We start from the raw sequence: 18053 nt of genomic DNA on the forward strand, positions 1-18053 counted from the left end.
TGATCCTCCTAGAGATTTATAAAAGGCGTCATCGGTAAACTGATGCCTAAGAGATAGAAGAAGATATAGTATACAACACAACTGAAAATAAGTGCCACGATACTATTTTTGACCCATTTTTTACCATTTGTAATAGTCAACATCGCCAGCATAAAGATAAACGTCGCAATAACATAACCCAAGTGCTCCAGAATAAGCGCATAGACAAGTGCTGCTAAAACTGTTGCCAGAATCATTTTCTGACTTTCTTTATCGTTAACCGTCGCTTTTTCTTTGGCTTTTTGGAATGCTCTCTTTGTGGATTCTAAATCACTTTTTAAAATTAGGATAATGCCAAATATAATCATACATGCTGCTAAAATTAACGGGAACATCGATGGTGCCAAAGGATTTCCCATAGGACTTCTCTTTATGTTATAAGCCATAAACCCATATACAACACCAAGCACTACAGAGATGACACCCGATAGGAAATCATAATTTGTAGTTTTTTTATTATTTTCCATAATGCCTCCATTTGTAAGGGGAGCCCTCAGAGAGGGCACCCTTTAATCTACTTATTTTTACTGAACTGCTAATAAGCCAATTTCTGAAAGAATTTCTTTGTAGTCTTCATTTGTTTCCTTTAAAAAGTTTGTAAAATCGGCTTGATTCATGTAAGCGTCTGCCCAACCGTGTTTTGCTGCTTCTGTCTTCCACTCTTCAGTTTCAACCATTTTAGCTAAAGTCTCTTGCCAGAAATCTACAGCGTATTGAGGCATATTTGGAGCACCGAATAAGCCTCTCCAGTTTTCAAAAGTGGCATCGATACCTTGCTCTTTACAGGTTGGAATCTCCGCCAAAGCACCTTCTCCAACTCTTTCAGCACCTGTATGTGCAAGTGCGATTAAATCGCCACTTTCAATAAGCGATTGAACATCGCCAAGGCCCGTCGTCAATAAGTCTACGTGACCGCCTAAGATTTGAGCTGTTGCAGTCCCATCTTGGAAACTGATATAATCAATCTCTTTAAGGTTTGTAACGCCAGCTGCCTTTGCAATGATTAAAAACTGGATATGGTCCATAGAACCCGCCGATGAATTTCCACCAATTTTTACGCTTTTAGGATCTGCTTTAAGGGCATCCATAATTTCTTTGATTGATTTGTATTTCGAATTTTTAGGCACTACGAATGCACCGTAATCTGTAATTAACCGTGCAAGCGGTGTTGTATTTTCATAGCTGTATTCACTAGATCCATTTAAGTTGATTAATAGGATTGGTGGCGAGTAAACAGAAATCAATTTATCTGAGCCCTCTTGAGTTTGCATATAAGCGAGGTTGACACCACCGCCACCACCTGCATTATTGGTAATCGGCATTGGTTTTTCTACTAATTTTGTATCTTGTAAAACCTTAGCAACTGTTCTGATCGTCAAGTCCCAGCCACCACCTGCACCACTTGGTGCGATAAATTCAAGTGCACTTTTTGGATAGTCCACTTTTACCTCTGCCGGTGCTGCCGCTTGTGCTTCTGTTCCAGCTGCTGGTGCTGTTTCAGCAGGTGTTGCTGCTTTTGGTGCACACCCCGTTAAAGTCATTGCACCAACAAGTGAAAGTGCCATTACTGATGACCATAATTTTTTTCTTAAACTCATTCTCATTTCCTCCTATAAGTTTGTTTCATTGCATCATATCTTAAAGCCCTTCGGCTTTTGAGATCAAAAATAACTCGAGTTCTGATAACGCATGTACTCTACCCCTTGCACACTCATATGCAGGTCGATCACATAAATAACATTTGCGAATCCCCAGGCCAAGGTGTGCTCGCGTAAGTGACTGCCCCTTTTCGTCGTAAACGTCAAGATCAAAAATTCTCCCGATTGAGTGTGATTCTTCAATCTGAACACACCTTAATTTAACGTCATTGGGTTCTAAATCAACGTAGAGTATATGGACATACTCCACAGGTTCAACGCGTTCTTCCAATCTAAAAGTAACCGCTTCATACGCTATTAATTGGCTTTCAAATGATGACTCTACACTTCTTACCGCTTCATCAAATAATTTAAGGGCCCAGCGCGTCCTCTTATCGGGACCTGGTATGTTCACTCGAATGACTAGAACCGTTCTTGTATCAATGCTCACAAGACTCTGTATGACATCCGCTTTAATTTCTCTATATTCAAGGAGCGTTTCAAGTCTCATGAACATTACCCTCTTTTATAAATGCGGTCCACCACAGAACCATCTCTATACTCTATAATCGCAACGACCTGTTCCTCAAAAGAAATCGGTGCGGCTTTGCCCACAATTTGCTCCGCTTGCTCCACAAGGGCCTCGATTGAAACGATTGGCAAATTAGTCTTAGAAAGATGCTCTACAAGGTCTTTTCTTTGAGGATTAATAGCGATGCCTCTTTCAGTAACGAGAACATCCACCGTGTTCCCTGGTGTGATAATACTGGTCACTTGCTCTATTACAGTTGCAAGTCGTCCTCTATAAAGAGGGGCAACGATAATGGTGTTTTTAGCCGCTTGTGCGGTGTCACAGTGTCCACCAGACGCCCCCATGATAACGCCATCGGATCCCGTCATAACATTGACGTTAAACGCCTTGTCGATTTCAAGAGCACTTAATATGACAAAATCAAGTCCTGATGCGATACACCCTAAATTGGACGGATTCGCATATTCAGAGGCACTGATTTCATGATGATTTGCGTTTTTTGAAATAGAAGCGGCTGCGATTAAATCAAAACTTTGCACATCAAACAAGTGCTTAACATAACCCTCTTCTAGCAGATCTACCATGGGCTCAGTAATGCCTCCAAGTGCAAATCCCGCCTTTATATCATCCTTAATCATCGCTTCTCTGAGGTAACGTGTTACTGCAAGTGAAGCGCCACCAGAACCCGTTTGAAATGAAAAGCCTTCTTTGTATTCGGGTAATGCCGTGATCACTCTTGAAGCGTATTCTGCAATTTTAAGTTCTTTAGGATTCTTAGTATAACGTGTTGCGCCAGATGCAATCCCTTCTGGATCACCGATTTCATCTAATTTGACAACAAAATCGACTTGTTGTTGCTTAATGCTCGCTGGCATATTGGGATATTCACACAAATCATCTGTCATGAGAATCACCGTATCCGCATATTCTGCATCCACCATGGCGTACCCTAGAGACCCACAAGTTGTGTTAGAGCCGTTACCACTGGCATTTCCCATTTTATCGCATCTAGGAACCGCTAAAAATGCAACATCTATTTTAACCTCGCCCGCTTCGATCGCACGTGCTCGCCCACCATGACTTCTGATGATAATCGGTTTTTCCATATGACCTTCTGATATAAATTCAGCCAATTTGCCGCGCATACCGCTGGTATGAATTTCTTTAACCACACCTGTTTGGATAAGTTCAATCAAAGGTTCATGGACCTTTCCAAGTGAGCTTGGAATAATGGTCAAATCCTTGATGCCAAGCGCTGCTATGTGCTTAAGCACCAAATTGGTCGTGTAATCACCTTCTCTAAAATGATGGTGAAAAGATATCGTCATACCGCTCTTTAAACCGGACTTTCTAATGGCTTCTTCTAACGAAGGCACCATTTTAGATTTATTGTCATAAATTTTAATTTGTTTGCCGTGTTTTCTCATTTCATTCACCTACTGTCTCCTACTCGCTCGCTTTTGAAAGGTCTATAATTCTCAAGGCTCTTTCAACAATTGGTTTATCGATCATCTTTCCTTTAAGTGAAATGACACCTAAGCCCTTAGCTTCTGCTTCTTCTATTGCTTTAACCACATCTTTAGCATGTGCTATTTCTTGATCTGTAGGTTTAAACAGCCTGTGCACCACTGGAATCTGTCTTGGATTGATGACGGATTTTCCGTCGAAACCGAGTTGCTTTATGAGACTCACTTCATCCGCAAACCCTTCCATGTTATCCATATCTGAGTACACCGTGTCAAGTGCTGCAATGCCTGCTGATCTCGCTGCATTTAAGAGTTGAGATCTCGCATATAACAGTTCGATGCCCCCTGGGGATCTCTTGGTTTTAAGATTCGTCACATAATCCTCTGCACCTAGTGCGATGCCAATCAGTCTTTCTGATGCATGTGCGATTTCATAGGCATTCATAATACCAAGTGCACTTTCTATCGCTGCCATCATTCTGGTGCTGCCAACTACTCTACCGTATTTGGCTTCTGCCTTTGCAATGAGTGCTTCAACTTGATGTATGTCATCTGCGGTTTCAGTCTTTGGTAAACGCACCACATGGATGCCACCTGCCACAACCGCTTCAATATCTTTTTCTCCAAAGGGTGTATCGAGTCCATTGATTCGACATACGAGTTCTGTCGTCCCAAAGTCTACAGTTTGAAGTGCTCTATAGACGAGCATTCTTGCTGTATCTTTTTCTCTCAGTGAAATGGCATCTTCAAGATCAAACATGATCGAATCTGCACCATAGATAACTGCATCCGCAAGCATTCCTGGATTACTTCCTGGAACATAAAGCATTGTTCTTCTAAGTCTACTCATGATGCACCACGCTCCATTCTAAAGTGTGCTCTTGATCAAGACCCCTTTGAATCGCACTTTCAACGCGTGCTTTTATCGTACAATCAAGTGCGCCCCTGTCCACTGCATTTACCACCACACCCTCAAGTTCATACTTGTCAATCACTTGTGAGATCAGGTTTTTAATGTGCTCGCCATACTGTTTTTCCACAACACTCTTTAGATGTATTTCATTTGTGTTGCTCATCAGATTGTTATCAAGCCTAATGTTGATATCGCAAGAATCCATCGTTCCTGCAGAGGCTTCTTTTTTCAATTTCATTTTGACCTCCTAGTGTCTTGATGTTGAAATTTTTAACTTTTCAATCACCTGTTTGCCCTGTGCTGTTTTAAAATATTGATACGTGCTCTCAGGCACCAATTTTTTAACATCTTTCATCTGGTTCTTTACCAGCAATGCACGCACTCTTGAAGCACTAATGGCATCTGTTCCAAATCGTTTCCTTGGAATTTCCACGATTTCGACATTGTAATTGGGCAAGATCTGTTTCATCTGTTCATTGTATATAGATGTGGTTTCACAGTAGGGTTCAGTGCCCACAAATCGCTTTGTTATGTTCAAGGTCCTCGCAAAATAATGTCCAAATATTTTCAGATCCAGTGCCGTTTGAATTAAAGTACCTTCCTCTGGTTTTTTCAGAAAGTAGGTCGGAAAAGTAGCATCTGAAATGATATAATCACTGCCCTTGATGACGTAGACGTTTTCAAGATGCGCTGTGCCCGCCACAATCAACTTGTAGCGATCGTCACTGGAGAACGCTGTATGTGTGGAATCCACAACGAATATATATAAAAAATCACAATTTGAGGCTGCGTATGCCACAAGGTATTGATGCCCTAAAGTAAAAGGATTCCCATTCATTACAATAGCGCCAATCACATCGTGTGTGGTTTTAAAAGATTTCAAGTAACACGCAAAATTCTGAATCCCATGTGGTTTGCGCTCTAGCAAGACCACTTTCGACTCAACGCGTTCAATTTCATAAAAGCCCAAATGTTCAAATGATTTTGCGCTTTCACATTTGGTATACACAAAGAGGTTGCTATAACCTTCGTCATATAAGAATTTCATGACCTCATCAATCAGTTCCCCTAGAATATTGCTCCCTTTTTCCAGCGGATTAACTGCAACACTTCTAATCGTGTTACTCAGTGTGGATGCAGTGCCAAGTAATTGATCTTCTCTGAAGAGGCCGAAGGTATGATCCACATTAGGATCGAGCTTTATATCATTGATTTCAATTAGATTTAAAACGTCTTTCCAATAAAGATCATTGGCATCCATTTCTTTAACAAATGTTTTGTCAATCATATTTGCCTCGCTTTTTAATGTAGTCTTATCTATTTGTAGAGCATTTGTTTTCGCAGAATCCATTCGATTAAAACAAAAAAAGGTCAGTATATAAAATCGTTTGATTTTACATACTGACCTTCATAGTTTAAACTAATCCTTGCCCGTACTATTCACTTATTATCCAAATCATAATCGTAAAACGTCCCATAAAAAGTGTCTGCCCCGCATCACTTTTTATCTGAACTCATTTACATTGTAAAAGATTCTTTAACAGATTGCAATATTTTTTTTAATTTTTTTCACAAAATTGATCAGAAAGCAATTTGAGGTAGATAGAAACCGCTAACAGATCCGCACATCCCCCATGGCTGATGTAGTGCTCAATACACCATAAATCATAAGCTTTTATTGCGTTCTGTCCAGATGCCGTGTAGACACCACCTGCCTCTAGCACACTTCTTGCCTTTGCCCTACTGAGTTCAAGGGTTTCATAATCGTGTCTTCCGATTACATTGGAGTCGTCCAAATGGCAAATAAGTACCAAAAGTGCTTGGACCATGGCATCATTTAGAGACATCCCCTTACTGAGTGCTTCTTCTATTATAGGCAATCCCCATTTTTTTGCACTTAAGTAACCTGAGGCAGCCTCACCTCTAGCACCCGTAAGCCCCAATACACGATATTGAATTTCACCATAGGTACTGGCCAGTTTTACACTTGTAAGCTGATTCAAAGCAACGGGCTTAATATAGATACTTACTCTTTCCGTGATTTCTTCTATAAACTTTTGGCGGTCCTTTGGTAATTCTCGATGGACACATAGCCACTCACTTACAGCACAAGTAATGAGGCCAAGTGCATAAATGGCACCTTTATGCGTGTTCACATGATGCGTTTCTTTAAACATTTGACTTTCTGCTTCTATACCAAGCACTTGCAAATCACCGAAAAATTCAACGGGCTCAAGAAATGTTTTAAGTTCAGGAACAGCGGCGTATTTATTCATCACCAACTGGACAATCTTAATAAAGTACTGCCCTAAACTAATACTGCTGTCTATAAATGTATAAAAATTCATATCGTGATGCGCGCCATTGTTTATTCGATCAACGAGTCCAGGTTTTGGCGTTGCAGAAACTTCATACAGCAGAGCTTTAACAGCGATTTCAGATATTACTATAGGTATATTGTCATGAGTTTTGTGCATACTTTCTCCTATTTTCATTTTTATATAAAATTAATGCAATAATTACCCGCTTTTTCCCTGTATTTTACTTGTGTTCATTTCATTTTTCAGATATTATATATATTGGTTACACTTTAATGTCGAATGAAAAGGCAAAGCTGATGAAAGTCAGTGACGCAAAGTCATGGGTCTAAAACACATTTGTTATGATCGCCAGGCTACCAACCCTATTAGAGGAGGAGAATATGAACCCGGAAAATTGTGAAAAAGTCATTGAAATTCTTCAATGTACTCACACTACAAAATCATTTAAACTAAACAACAACGACCTTGGCAAATTATTTGACAGTGCTCAATCTGGAAATGAGATGGCTTTTGTTTACTTGGCTGAATGGTTTTTTACATACGCCCAGATCAAAGAAAAAGCCACCCCATTTGAATTTGCATTATATGAAACCCTAAAACCCTATTTTGAAAATTAGGCCTTAATAAAGGACTTTTTGATTATTGAGAAGTGTACTTCTTAAGATTAATCCGTCCTTTTTTCGTTTTCAGTCCATTCAGAAAGATATTTATGAATCGATCGATTCATTTCTTTGAAGAAATCTGCATTTTTCTTTCTCATATAGAATTTATAAGCAAAATCTTCTGTGCTCTCGTCTCTTGACTGAAACATTTTCTGGATAAAAGCTTCATCAATATCAGGATAGGCTTCATCGAAAACAGTAAACTCATCTTCAAATCTAGGTTTGAGCACAGGTTTATGTTCGTAATGTCCAAAAACAACTAAAATTGCAGGCATGGTATACTCAGGTAAATTAAAAAGCGCTTTATGCGTTTCGTAATGTTCCATAATATCACCGATATAACAAGTGCCAATGCCCATGCTCTCTGCCGCTATAACGGCATTTTGTGCCGCTATGGTGGCATCTTGCATCGCCAAAACAAAATCACTTACAGATGGGCCCGAAAACCCTTCTATGCGGTTTGGCAAGCCGCTGATTTCAAAATATTTCTGCCACTTATTATGATCCAGTACAAATAAAAGTGCCAATGGCGCATTCGCAATAAAGGGTTGATCATCACAGCTCTCGGATAGCGATTTCAAAGTCGACTTAGACCTGATTTTAACCATACTATAGAGCATCATATTCCCTGCTGTAGCACCACGCTTAGCTGATTCTACAATGATTTTAACGGCTTCGTCCGAAATTTCCTCTTGAGTGAATTTACGTATGGACGTATGGTTTAACAAAACTTCTACTGTTGGATTATTAGGATTCATGAATACCGCCTTCTTTCTATTGAACCTTGATAAAGTATCTCAACTGACAACTTCATTATGAAACAAGTTTCTATTAATCTTATCACTATAAACTTAAAATGAAAAGAGCCCGTCCGCTTTAAAACAGACTAACCCTCTATACTTTTCTAACCGATTTCAGGTCGACACTATTCGCCAAAGTTGCTGTGAATCAAGACTTTGATCTCAGCAATCGCATCACTTTCATCAGTGCCTTCTACTTCAACTCTGATGACATCGCCTTTGGATGCAGCCATTTTTAAGATGCCCAACATACTCTTGCCATTGTACTTTTGATCTGCTTTATACAGGCTGACAGCACTTTGGAATTTATTGCAGGTTTGAATAAATAAGCCTGCAGGTCTTGCGTGTAGCCCATGTTCATTTTGTAATGCAAATTCAAATTGTTTCATATTATAACCTCACTTTTCCAGCAGCCATCATATGCATCTCCAGAAGGCTCTCTTCCTATTAAATCACATCAAAGTACTTCAGTAAATATATCCAGTAAGTGTTCTATTATTCGCATTTGATCTGCATCTGAAAGCTCAGTATGAATGGGAAGGCGCAATAATCTGCCCGCTACCGATTCTGTAATTTCAAGCTTGGACCGTTGAAAGCCCAATTTATTGCCCATTGGGCTTTTATGAAGGGGTTCATAATGCGTCATCGCTTGAATCCCGTTAATACGAAGCTTTTCCATGACTCTATTTTTTTCTGCCTCTGTATTCAAGAGTATATAGAAAATATGGCCATTGCCGCTCTCTCCTGTTGAGCACTTTAGCCGCTCTGCTTTTACAAGAGGGGCTAGTGCCTCTTGATATCGTTTCCAAATCGTTTTTCTTCTCTCTGTAATGGCATCGACATAGGGCAACGTTTCCAGTAAAAATCGCATTTGATAGGGCGACATCATCAGTTCACTCCCCACTTGTTGCCACTGATAATTTTTAACTTTCCCCTCAGAAAAAGCAACCCGATTTGTACCGTGATTTATAATTTCAAGACAATCTTCATTAAAGCGCTCGTCATTAACGAACAAACACCCGCCATGACCACCTGATGTGATGTTTTTTGTCTGATGGAAACTCAAACAGCCCATTGCACCATAAAGTCCATAGCCCTTATTCTGATGACCACTGTTCATGCAGTGAGAAGCATCTTCTAAAAGCGTAATGCCATATACTTTTGAAAGGTCTATCAATGCTTTGAACTCGGGATTTATACTCGCATAGTGAATTGGGATGATGGCTCTCGTTTGATCAGTGATGGCAGCTTCTACTTTTCGGACGTCCAAATTGAGACTCTGTGGCTCTATATCTACGAATTTGAGTTTTGCACCCGTTCTCACAAAGGCGTTTGCAGTGGAGACATGTGTAAATGCAGGCAATATAATTTCATCTTCAGGCTTAAGTTTAAGTGCTAAAGCCATGACTTCCAAAGCACTTGTTGCTGAATTCAAAAAATGGACATGTTTAACCGACTGATATAAAGGCAACTTTTTAAAGGCTTCAACAAGCGTTTCGTGTAGCTCATAAGGATTTTCATAAGGGTTCCCATTGAGTTGGTCACCAATATTTTTCATAATTTTCTGATTCCAATAGGGTTTGTGATATTCAATCATACACGAACTCAGCCTCCTGTTATTTCAAAAGCGCTTTTCCATATTATATCATGAAAAAGCGCTCTCGTTTTATGATCTATTTAACTCTAAAATCAAATATTGGATCTATTGAACCACTGGAAATCCTTTGTTTGCCCATCCCATTGGCGCATTTGATGCCATACCCATACCACCGTTTAACGAGACTGCTTGATAGCCCATTAAACGAAGTGCTGCTGTGGCTTGACCTGCTGTTTGACCTGTATAGCAGTAAACCACAATGGTTTTATCCTTTGGTAAATTTGTGAATTCAGAAATCATCGTCTTTCCAAAAGGTATATTCATTGCACCTTTGATATGACCGAGCGCAAAATCATCTGCTTTTCTAATGGATAAGATATAGATACTTTCATCATCAGCATCTACCATTGCTTTAAGGTCATCTTCAGATACTTTATAGTTTTTATACGGCGTTTCGGAAAGCGCAGCCATGCCCTCATAATATGCTGTAAGTGCCGCTTGAATCGGTGCAGAGATTTCAGTGACAGCACTGCCTACTGGCGTTACATCCGTAGCTGTCACAGCATCTATGCCATCCACTTTAGAGATACCAAGATTCCAACCCAAGTTGACACTTCTTGCATCAAATCCAGCTACATTTAAAGTCGTCACAGCCTGACCAGCGGTTTGACCTGTATAACAGTACACAAATACAGGCTTGTCGCTTGGAATATTAACCAAGTTTTCGCTGATTGCAGTGCCCCAAGGTAAATTGATTGCACCCTTGATATGACCTTTAGCATAATCATCAGCACTTCTAATATCTATAATCGTTGCAGTTTCCTCTGCTACCACTTTTGAAACGAATTCATCTTGTGCAATTTTATAACTGTGATCTGGCATATTTGCATAGAGTTCTTCTACCTTACTGATGGCATCGCTCTCAACTGGAAATCCTTTATTCGCCCAACCCGCTGGTGCATTTGCTGCCATGCCCATGCCTGCATTTAACGAAACGGCATCATAACCCATCAACCGCAGTGCAGCTGTGGTTTGTCCTGCTGTTTGACCAGTATAACAGTAAACGACAATCGTTTTGTCTTTAGGCAATGATGAGAATGAACTCGCCATATCTTTCCCAAAAGGAATATTACTTGCACCAGCTATATGGCCAATCGCATAATCCTTAGCACTTCGTATAGACAAGATATAAATGCTGTCATCAGATGCATCTACCATCTCTTTTAACCCGTCTTCAGAAATTTTATAGTTCTTGTATTTGGAATCTGCCACTGCGCTTAAACCTTCATAATAAGCGGTTAAAGCCGTTTGGACATCTGCATTAATTTCAGTGACGCCACTTGTGAGTGTTGCTGCATCTGTAACGGTTACAGCATCCACGCCATCCACTTTGGATATGCCTAAATTCCATCCTAAATTGACGCTTCTTGCATCAAAGCCTGCATAATTAAGCGTCATTACTGCTTGACCCGCAGTTTGACCCGTGTAGCAGTAAACATAGAGTGGTTTATCCTTAGGAATACTATTTAGACCTTCTGCAATTGCAGGCCCCCAAGGTAAATTGACAGCGCCCTTAATATGACCTTTGCCATAATCTTCGCCGCTTCTGATATCTATAATCGTCATTGCTTCATCTGCAACTACTTTTGAAACAAACTCATCTTGCTTAATTTTATAGCTATGATCTGGCATATTTTCAAAATAAGCCATTACTTTTTCGTCTGCACTATTGGCCTCAGCATCTGATGGTGCAGTTTCCGATGAACTCTCTTCAGCCGTTGCGGGAGCTGATGCATCGTTCACTTCCATCGTTGCTTGTGGTTCTTCCGATTTCGCACAGGCTGTAGTTGAAATAATTAACATCAATGTCAGTAAAATTGCCAACACTTTCTTATTCATAATAGCCTCCCAATTTGAGCTGTAGATCACGAGCCGTCTTGTTGTGTGATCGGTGCCTTTTCTTCCGCTGGAACCGTCACATCTGTCTTAGATGACCATTCAAGCCAAGCGCCATCATATACTTTAACATTTGTAAATCCCGCTTCTTCTAAAAGCACAAATGTCTGTGTCGCTCTAAAAGACGATTTACAGTAGAGTAGAATCGTATCCTCTTTTTTTAGCCCTAAATCTTGATAGAACAATTTAATATCCCTACTGGACATAAAGGACCCGTCACTATAGAGGTTCTTAGTATGTGGATAGAGTATCGCACCTTTAATATAACCCGCTTGATATTCTGCAATAGATCTGACATCTACGATTTTTACGGTGTCACTTGGCTGTTCTACTTGCAGTTTCATTTCATCATAAGATGCCATAAGTGACGGATTAGCCTCTTTAACTGTGTATACAGCAGCTTCTAAAGAGGGCTTCTCTTTGGTAATTTCAAGTCCTGCCTTAACCAGTGCGCTTGCACCACCATTGACAACCATGATGTTTTCATGTCCGTAAACTCTGAAAGACCATAATATACGGCTTGAATTTACGCCATCATTGTCATCATAGATATATATTGTTTTTTCCGAAGAAATGCCCTTTGCGCCTACCACTTTTTCAAAAAGCACTTGATCAATCAGCATAGACTTTTCATCTACAAGCTCTGAAGGGGCTAGATCAATAGCACCTTTAAGATGGCCTTTCGCATAAGCTTCCTCGCCTCTGGCATCGATGACAATCACCTCTGGATTGTCTGTATAAACAGTCCCTACTTGGCTGGCTTCCACAACATTCAGCGTTCCCGAATACGCAGTATCCGGCGTACAGCCTGAAGTCGTTAGAAGGAGCGTCAAAATCAAGAGGACTGCCCATTTCCTTTTCGTCATATAAACCTCCATAAACGAATTTGTGAGATTGCTTTGGAGTACATTGTTAAATCGTAAACAATCCATGTGATAACAACCACATTTCTTATATCCATTATATGATAATATTTTCAGCTTTGGCCATCACATTTCCTTATACAACATTCTATATTGCCATGATAGAAATTTAACACACTTTTCTATGGGACTGTACATTAAAGTCTAATTTCAGTATGATAAAAGAGATTCATTTTATTTATACGAAGGCATCCGTCATCGTCGTTACATTTTTAGTATTTTTATTAAAGAAGGTTAAATATGCATCCATTTTCTAATAGAAAAATTGATTTTATAAAACTCACAGCTTATGGGCTTATGCTTTTATTCTTCGTCCTAAACCTCTTTTCACTAACACACTTTCCTTTGGTCCACTCGGATGAAATCTGGTTAAAAGGACTTTCGCTTGAAGTTTGGCATCAAAAGCAGTTTGGGGTTACAGAGCCTTTTTTTAATCTCTATCCTAGGGTCGCGCATCCTTTTAGATGGCTCTTTAACATCGTGCAACTTGGCTTCATTGGTCTCTTTGGCAATGCACTATTTAGCGTGCGACTCCTCTCCCTAGTTGCCTCCACTTTGAGTCTTTTAACCTTTTATAAGATTCTACATTATGAAATGCAGTCAAAGACCTATTCGATTACAGGATTATTACTGCTCATGCTGAACATTCAGTGGCTTTACGCTTCACATTTTGGGCGTCAAGAAGCACTCATCATGCTCTTTATGCTGCTCAGTTATTGGTTTTGCATCCTTCTAAAAAAGCCCAAATTACTGGCCTTGATCGTCCTGATCGCCATTGGCATTCACCCCAATAGCTTTCTGATCGGCTTAATGCTTTTTGCACTATTTTCCTATCAAATCTATAAGAAGCAACGTCCCACAAAAGACCTCATTGAGTTCATATTTTATCTCGTGATGGGATTCATCGCTTACTTGGGATTTGGATTCCTTATGGCACCTGATTTCCTTACACGTTACTTGAGTTTTGGCGCAAGTCTTGGTGTAGATGCGGTTCCCATGAGTCGCCTCCAAAATTACTACTGGTTTTGGGTTAAACTCTATCACCAAATTGGGGGCACTTATGAACTCTTTAACATCAAAATAGAACTTTTAACATTGGGATTCCTCATTATTTTCATGCCACTGGCATTTCTCATGAGAAGTGTGTTTCATACATTAAATCCAAACTGGACTAAACACGATAAGCATATTGAACCTATCGAACATGTCCAATTCATTAAATTAGCTAAAAACCGCATTCTTTTACCACCGCTTTATTTTGAATCTAATATAGCACTCGTGAGCATCCTTTTTGGCATATTTATCATAGGACGTAATAATCAAACTTCAGTGGTGTTTTTATTGCCATTCCTCATTTTAACATGGCTCAATTTAATGCCAAAATTACGTTTTACAAAAGGGATTAGTGTAATCCTTGTACTCTTTGCACTGATTAATCTACAGAGCGACTTGAGAGACTATGCCATGAGATTTCCCTATGCTGAAAGTTATGAAAGTACACAGGAAAAGATCAACGCCGTTATCCCAAAAGAAGCCATAATATTAGGCAATATAAATGTCATGGAAGGTTTCAATCCAAATCAGTTTTACGATATTAGAAACCTTGCCTATTTAGAGGTAAAACAAATCACCTTGCAAGCTTATATAAAAGAAAGACATATAAACTATATAATCATCCATGATGAAATGGATTATATCGCCAGTTGTTCGCCCAAGTGGGATTTTCTCTATGACAATATGACCTATTGGGATGAGCTCAAGACCTACCTATCGACTCACACTGAACTTATAGCTGAAATTGATAATCCCCTTTACGCCATGAGAATTTCTAAATACGCCGGGACCTATCCTTGGCAAACTAAAATATACCGCATTCTGCCATAAGCAGAAGCGGTATATTTTTTTGTTCTATTCAATGGGCTGTTTTTAATGGCAATCATTTAAAGAGTAACCGTTCAGATAAGATTTCGAATTTATAGAAATTCAAGGCATGAAAGCATCACTATTTTTTTCTCTTATTCCAAATAAAGTAACTGCTTATCACCAGACACAACAAGAAAATTTGATAGAGGACTACCCCATAAATAGTATGAAGTAACCCTGTTATAAAACCAACCACTGCAAAAATGCAGTAAGCGACCATAAACCATGCTATATGTCTGGATTCTTTTGTTTTGAATATCTTGTCAAGCATATTAACGCACCAAAAATGTCTTGTATTGAGTCCCAGCAGAAGTCCAAGCAGAATTAGGATCAGCTCTTCTCCAAGTTTTAGTTTTATAAGTTATCCACTCATTCATTTTCGTAACTCTTCCATTAGCTAAATTTTCTTCCCACTTTATCTTTTTCTTCTTATCAACGCTTATTTTAATTGCATCAAATGAGATGTAAGGTGCAACATTTGACGTTGCAAATGCAACGTCTGAAACAAACATTGCCAACCCTAGTTTTTTTGCTATAAGAGCATATCCTTTTTTTTTCGTAAGCGTAGAGGCAGTCACTTTCAATGCACTTTTAGTCAATCCCCCACCCAACAAATAAAAACCGATCTCTAATTCTTTTGCAGCCATTTTCACAGCTGCCTTCATGTCTTCTTCATCAATAATTGTACTCGTATGATAACTGTATTCTGTTTCAGTATAATAATACCTAGATTTACTAGATCTTGTTTCAATCCCATTATTTTCATCTGCTTCTTCAAAATTAACTTCTGTTTTTCCATTCACTGTTAAACTCAAAGAATTTTCAAATGCAAAAGAAGGCATAATCGTTGTAAATACTACTGCAAAGGCTAATGCTAATATTCTAATTTTTTTCATTTGCTTCCTCCAATATCGTCTTATGTTATTCATTATGAGAAACATGCCTCGTTACCCTCACCAGTGTCTAATTACTCTCCCCCTTTGTGCAATCACTATAAAAAGACTATTACCTTGAACCCACTATAAAAACATTATCATTTCAATTTACACTTTACAACCCCACTGGCCTAATTGGAACAAATTGCGGCCTAATTGGAACAAAATAAAATATACCGCATTCTGCCATAAGCAGAAGCGGTATATTTTTAATTTTTATGCCAAATTTTATAACTTGCTATCACCAAGCACAACAAGAAAATTTGATAGAGGATTACTCCATAATAAAGTATGAAGCCTTCTATCCTCTATTCTCTATAAAACCTTTTTCCTCTAATCACAAGGTTTTCACCAAGCTCATCTCTAATTTCAAGTTTATCATACGCCAATTGAATATTTCTCGATAATGACACTTCATCTTCCCCTGTGATAATCATATAACCAGCACGTTGTGATGCGTTTTCAATGGGTTCAATCGTATCGCCCATCTTAAAATTATACCCAAGTTGGTACACAAAATCGTATGCCAACAACGCTTCCATAGGTGTCATCTTGCTGATTTCCCCCGCATTGCAAAAGAAAAGTTGAGTGCTAAACAGTGGAGATTTAACTTTATATTCATATGCCTTTACTTCACTTTTATCATAATCTAAATTATGACAGCCTTCTATAGCGAGATCAAGCACATCAATCCCTGTAACCAGCGGAATCGTCACATCTTCATAAGCACCCCCTAACCTGCACGCGATCTCATTGACCATAACCCCTTGATTGCCTACAAGATATTGAAAGTAAATAGGCCCTTCATGAATGTTAAAAACTTTACAAATTTGTGTCGTGATCTCAATAATCTCTTTTTCATATTGCGCCAAATGGATTGAAGGGTACTCATGCGCAATACAGACGCCAATATGCACTTCTGGTGAAAATGTGACTCGATCCGTGATGGTGAATATTTTAGTCACGCCATCAACCACCCATCCACTTACCGTAATTTCTTTATTTTCATAATAGGATTCCACCAAAATTTCATCTTGCCTTGAATAACTGAGCACATGCTCAAACTTTTCACGAATCTCCTTTATGGAATCCAATTTATAGATACCACGCTGGCCTTGAGAGTCCAATGGTTTGATCACATAAGGCGGTGTGACATGCTCAAGTGCACTTTCCTCAAATTGCTTTGAAATAATCGCAAAAGGCACTGTGGGTATATTAAAAGCTATAAATCTATTTTTCATATACTTTTTATCAGTGACCCATAGAGCGGTCTCTGAACTTATAAAACTCGGTAAATTCAATTGTTCGCAGACCTTTGATACCACATAAACAGGTTGATCTGTCCCAACCGTTAGAATGCCTTGAACCCTTTGCTCTATGGCACACTCTAAAATCTCAGAAGTGTTAAAAGCATCTGCAAGCACAGCAATATCTGCAAGTGCCTTGCCTTTTGAGGCCTCTAAGTAGTCTGCCACCACCGTTTCATAACCCATATCCTTCATTTTGAGGATGCCGTTGATTTGGCAGCTCCCCGCACCAACCATTAACAATCGCTTCATGATATGCCTTCCCTCGATTAATCTTGTTAAACAAATGCGGTATGCCGTAATAGAGATGTAAGTTCAACCCGAGTTTAATTAATTTGCTCAAGTCATAACCCGATTTCCCCTGCAAGCGCAAATGCCGTGTAACGTCTACATTCCCCACTTTTTGAGCATAGGGCAAAAGTTCGGCACTAATATACACAAACTTTTTATCGCCGTTTAAAATTTGACGATAAAGCGATTTCTTAACAACCCTGAAACTACTCACGCGGAGACCTTTAAGGTTTTTAAACCGCCATTTAAAAAAGCGTGCAATACATCCTGAGCCTTTTTTTCGGTATGAAGGGTCATTATAAGACTTGTAAATACCAAAGATGAGATCATATGATTGTGCGATCAAAGGTATAAATTTGAGCAAATCTTCTATATCGTGCTGACCATCATCATCTATTGTGAGAACATACTCACCTATGCAGTAATGAAGCCCCAGATATATAGCCATTTGCTGCCCTTGATTAGAACTCAATCTGATGCCTTTAACCCTCTCATTTTCTTTTGAAATGCTTTCGATGACCCGCCAGCTCTGGTCACTACTACAATCATCCACCAGTATAAGCTCATAGGCCATTCCATGTTCTAAGAAGAAGTTTGAAAGTCTTTTTACCATGAATTCAATTGTATTTTCGCTGTTAAAAACAGGTACTACCACTGAAAAATCCAAAACAGACTCCTTTCAAATAAAATATGTAACGGTTGTAATTGAACCCTTAACCAATATCTGATACACTTAATTTATCCACATAAA

Annotated in this window: 18 protein-coding genes and 1 riboswitch; of the genes, 2 read left to right on the plus strand and 16 right to left on the minus strand. The window is 39.1% G+C overall.

Annotated features, from left to right (window positions below; genetic code table 11):
• Positions 1 to 8: 8 nt before the first annotated feature.
• From F3D3_RS14040 to F3D3_RS14075, 8 genes are all read right to left on the minus strand, one after another.
• Positions 9 to 506 carry a tripartite tricarboxylate transporter TctB family protein gene (locus F3D3_RS14040; protein WP_069874893.1) on the minus strand — a complete coding sequence of 166 codons (498 nt, stop codon included), beginning with the start codon at positions 504 to 506 and terminating at the stop codon, positions 9 to 11.
• Between the two features lie 57 nt (positions 507 to 563).
• A complete protein-coding gene (locus F3D3_RS14045; RefSeq protein WP_069874895.1) occupies positions 564 to 1637 on the minus strand; it encodes a tripartite tricarboxylate transporter substrate binding protein in 1074 nt (357 codons plus the stop codon).
• Between the two features lie 40 nt (positions 1638 to 1677).
• Positions 1678 to 2187 carry a citrate lyase holo-[acyl-carrier protein] synthase gene (gene citX, locus F3D3_RS14050; RefSeq protein WP_069874897.1) on the minus strand — a complete coding sequence of 170 codons (510 nt, stop codon included), beginning with the start codon at positions 2185 to 2187 and terminating at the stop codon, positions 1678 to 1680.
• Positions 2188 to 2192: 5 nt separating this feature from the next.
• Positions 2193 to 3635, minus strand: coding sequence for a citrate lyase subunit alpha (gene citF / locus F3D3_RS14055; RefSeq protein WP_084389073.1), 1443 nt, complete (start codon positions 3633 to 3635; stop codon positions 2193 to 2195).
• Positions 3636 to 3654: 19 nt separating this feature from the next.
• On the minus strand, positions 3655 to 4524 hold the full coding sequence (gene citE, locus F3D3_RS14060; RefSeq protein ID WP_069874900.1) for a citrate (pro-3S)-lyase subunit beta: 870 nt from the start codon (positions 4522 to 4524) through the stop codon (positions 3655 to 3657).
• On the minus strand, positions 4517 to 4825 hold the full coding sequence (gene citD, locus F3D3_RS14065; protein ID WP_069874901.1) for a citrate lyase acyl carrier protein: 309 nt from the start codon (positions 4823 to 4825) through the stop codon (positions 4517 to 4519). The genes citE and citD overlap by 8 nt, the downstream gene beginning before the upstream one ends.
• A gap of 9 nt (positions 4826 to 4834) precedes the next feature.
• Entirely contained in the window at positions 4835 to 5875 is a 1041-nt protein-coding gene (gene citC, locus F3D3_RS14070; RefSeq protein WP_069874903.1) for a [citrate (pro-3S)-lyase] ligase, read from the minus strand.
• 271 nt (positions 5876 to 6146) lie between these two features.
• On the minus strand, positions 6147 to 7064 hold the full coding sequence (locus F3D3_RS14075) for a triphosphoribosyl-dephospho-CoA synthase (RefSeq protein ID WP_069874904.1): 918 nt from the start codon (positions 7062 to 7064) through the stop codon (positions 6147 to 6149).
• Between the two features lie 120 nt (positions 7065 to 7184).
• A riboswitch (cyclic di-GMP riboswitch) is annotated at positions 7185 to 7269 on the plus strand.
• Between the two features lie 19 nt (positions 7270 to 7288).
• Here F3D3_RS14075 and F3D3_RS14080 point away from each other — a divergent pair.
• Positions 7289 to 7525 carry a hypothetical protein gene (locus F3D3_RS14080; RefSeq protein ID WP_069874906.1) on the plus strand — a complete coding sequence of 79 codons (237 nt, stop codon included), beginning with the start codon at positions 7289 to 7291 and terminating at the stop codon, positions 7523 to 7525.
• 47 nt (positions 7526 to 7572) lie between these two features.
• Here the strand turns inward: F3D3_RS14080 and F3D3_RS14085 are convergent, their stop codons facing one another.
• The 5 genes from F3D3_RS14085 to F3D3_RS14105 all read right to left on the minus strand — a co-directional run bounded on the left by F3D3_RS14085 (position 7573) and on the right by F3D3_RS14105 (position 12789).
• Complete coding sequence (locus F3D3_RS14085) at positions 7573 to 8328, minus strand: nitroreductase family protein (RefSeq protein ID WP_069874908.1); 756 nt, start codon at positions 8326 to 8328, stop codon at positions 7573 to 7575.
• Positions 8329 to 8495: 167 nt separating this feature from the next.
• On the minus strand, positions 8496 to 8759 hold the full coding sequence (locus F3D3_RS14090; protein WP_069874910.1) for an HPr family phosphocarrier protein: 264 nt from the start codon (positions 8757 to 8759) through the stop codon (positions 8496 to 8498).
• Between the two features lie 68 nt (positions 8760 to 8827).
• Positions 8828 to 9967, minus strand: a complete 1140-nt coding sequence (locus F3D3_RS14095) for an aminotransferase class I/II-fold pyridoxal phosphate-dependent enzyme (protein ID WP_069874911.1) — start codon at positions 9965 to 9967, stop codon at positions 8828 to 8830.
• A 105-nt stretch (positions 9968 to 10072) separates the two neighbouring features.
• Positions 10073 to 11866 carry a rhodanese-like domain-containing protein gene (locus F3D3_RS24680; protein ID WP_069874913.1) on the minus strand — a complete coding sequence of 598 codons (1794 nt, stop codon included), beginning with the start codon at positions 11864 to 11866 and terminating at the stop codon, positions 10073 to 10075.
• A gap of 26 nt (positions 11867 to 11892) precedes the next feature.
• On the minus strand, positions 11893 to 12789 hold the full coding sequence (locus F3D3_RS14105) for a sulfurtransferase (protein ID WP_069874915.1): 897 nt from the start codon (positions 12787 to 12789) through the stop codon (positions 11893 to 11895).
• 297 nt (positions 12790 to 13086) lie between these two features.
• Here F3D3_RS14105 and F3D3_RS14110 point away from each other — a divergent pair, with 297 nt between their 5' ends.
• Positions 13087 to 14730: a glycosyltransferase family 39 protein gene (locus F3D3_RS14110; protein WP_069874916.1), complete on the plus strand. Its 1644-nt coding sequence runs from the start codon at positions 13087 to 13089 to the stop codon at positions 14728 to 14730.
• 311 nt (positions 14731 to 15041) lie between these two features.
• Here the strand turns inward: F3D3_RS14110 and F3D3_RS14120 are convergent, their stop codons facing one another.
• From F3D3_RS14120 to F3D3_RS14130, 3 genes are all read right to left on the minus strand, one after another.
• A complete protein-coding gene (locus tag F3D3_RS14120; RefSeq protein WP_069874920.1) occupies positions 15042 to 15665 on the minus strand; it encodes a hypothetical protein in 624 nt (207 codons plus the stop codon).
• Between the two features lie 347 nt (positions 15666 to 16012).
• A complete protein-coding gene (locus tag F3D3_RS14125; RefSeq protein ID WP_069874922.1) occupies positions 16013 to 17263 on the minus strand; it encodes an ATP-grasp domain-containing protein in 1251 nt (416 codons plus the stop codon).
• A complete protein-coding gene (locus F3D3_RS14130; RefSeq protein ID WP_069874923.1) occupies positions 17187 to 17969 on the minus strand; it encodes a glycosyltransferase in 783 nt (260 codons plus the stop codon). The genes F3D3_RS14125 and F3D3_RS14130 overlap by 77 nt, the downstream gene beginning before the upstream one ends.
• Positions 17970 to 18053 lie beyond the last annotated feature (84 nt).

The sequence above is a fragment of the Fusibacter sp. 3D3 genome (genome assembly GCF_001748365.1).
In the GTDB taxonomy this organism is placed as follows: Bacteria; Bacillota; Clostridia; order Peptostreptococcales; family Acidaminobacteraceae; genus Fusibacter_A.

Bases quoted from the DNA above. Each gene is read 5' to 3' on its own strand.
- F3D3_RS14125 (WP_069874922.1), bottom strand. From the start codon at position 17,263: ATGAAGCGATTGTTAATGGTTGGTGCGGGGAGCTGCCAAATCAACGGC.
- F3D3_RS14095 (WP_069874911.1), bottom strand. From the start codon at position 9,967: ATGATTGAATATCACAAACCCTATTGGAATCAGAAAATTATGAAAAAT.
- F3D3_RS14105 (WP_069874915.1), bottom strand. From the start codon at position 12,789: ATGACGAAAAGGAAATGGGCAGTCCTCTTGATTTTGACGCTCCTTCTA.
- F3D3_RS14120 (WP_069874920.1), bottom strand. From the start codon at position 15,665: ATGAAAAAAATTAGAATATTAGCATTAGCCTTTGCAGTAGTATTTACA.
- F3D3_RS24680 (WP_069874913.1), bottom strand. From the start codon at position 11,866: ATGAATAAGAAAGTGTTGGCAATTTTACTGACATTGATGTTAATTATT.
- F3D3_RS14045 (WP_069874895.1), bottom strand. From the start codon at position 1,637: ATGAGTTTAAGAAAAAAATTATGGTCATCAGTAATGGCACTTTCACTT.
- F3D3_RS14110 (WP_069874916.1), top strand. From the start codon at position 13,087: ATGCATCCATTTTCTAATAGAAAAATTGATTTTATAAAACTCACAGCT.
- F3D3_RS14090 (WP_069874910.1), bottom strand. From the start codon at position 8,759: ATGAAACAATTTGAATTTGCATTACAAAATGAACATGGGCTACACGCA.
- citX (WP_069874897.1), bottom strand. From the start codon at position 2,187: ATGAGACTTGAAACGCTCCTTGAATATAGAGAAATTAAAGCGGATGTC.
- F3D3_RS14085 (WP_069874908.1), bottom strand. From the start codon at position 8,328: ATGAATCCTAATAATCCAACAGTAGAAGTTTTGTTAAACCATACGTCC.
- citF (WP_084389073.1), bottom strand. From the start codon at position 3,635: ATGAGAAAACACGGCAAACAAATTAAAATTTATGACAATAAATCTAAA.
- F3D3_RS14040 (WP_069874893.1), bottom strand. From the start codon at position 506: ATGGAAAATAATAAAAAAACTACAAATTATGATTTCCTATCGGGTGTC.
- citD (WP_069874901.1), bottom strand. From the start codon at position 4,825: ATGAAATTGAAAAAAGAAGCCTCTGCAGGAACGATGGATTCTTGCGAT.
- citE (WP_069874900.1), bottom strand. From the start codon at position 4,524: ATGAGTAGACTTAGAAGAACAATGCTTTATGTTCCAGGAAGTAATCCA.
- F3D3_RS14075 (WP_069874904.1), bottom strand. From the start codon at position 7,064: ATGCACAAAACTCATGACAATATACCTATAGTAATATCTGAAATCGCT.
- citC (WP_069874903.1), bottom strand. From the start codon at position 5,875: ATGATTGACAAAACATTTGTTAAAGAAATGGATGCCAATGATCTTTAT.
- F3D3_RS14080 (WP_069874906.1), top strand. From the start codon at position 7,289: ATGAACCCGGAAAATTGTGAAAAAGTCATTGAAATTCTTCAATGTACT.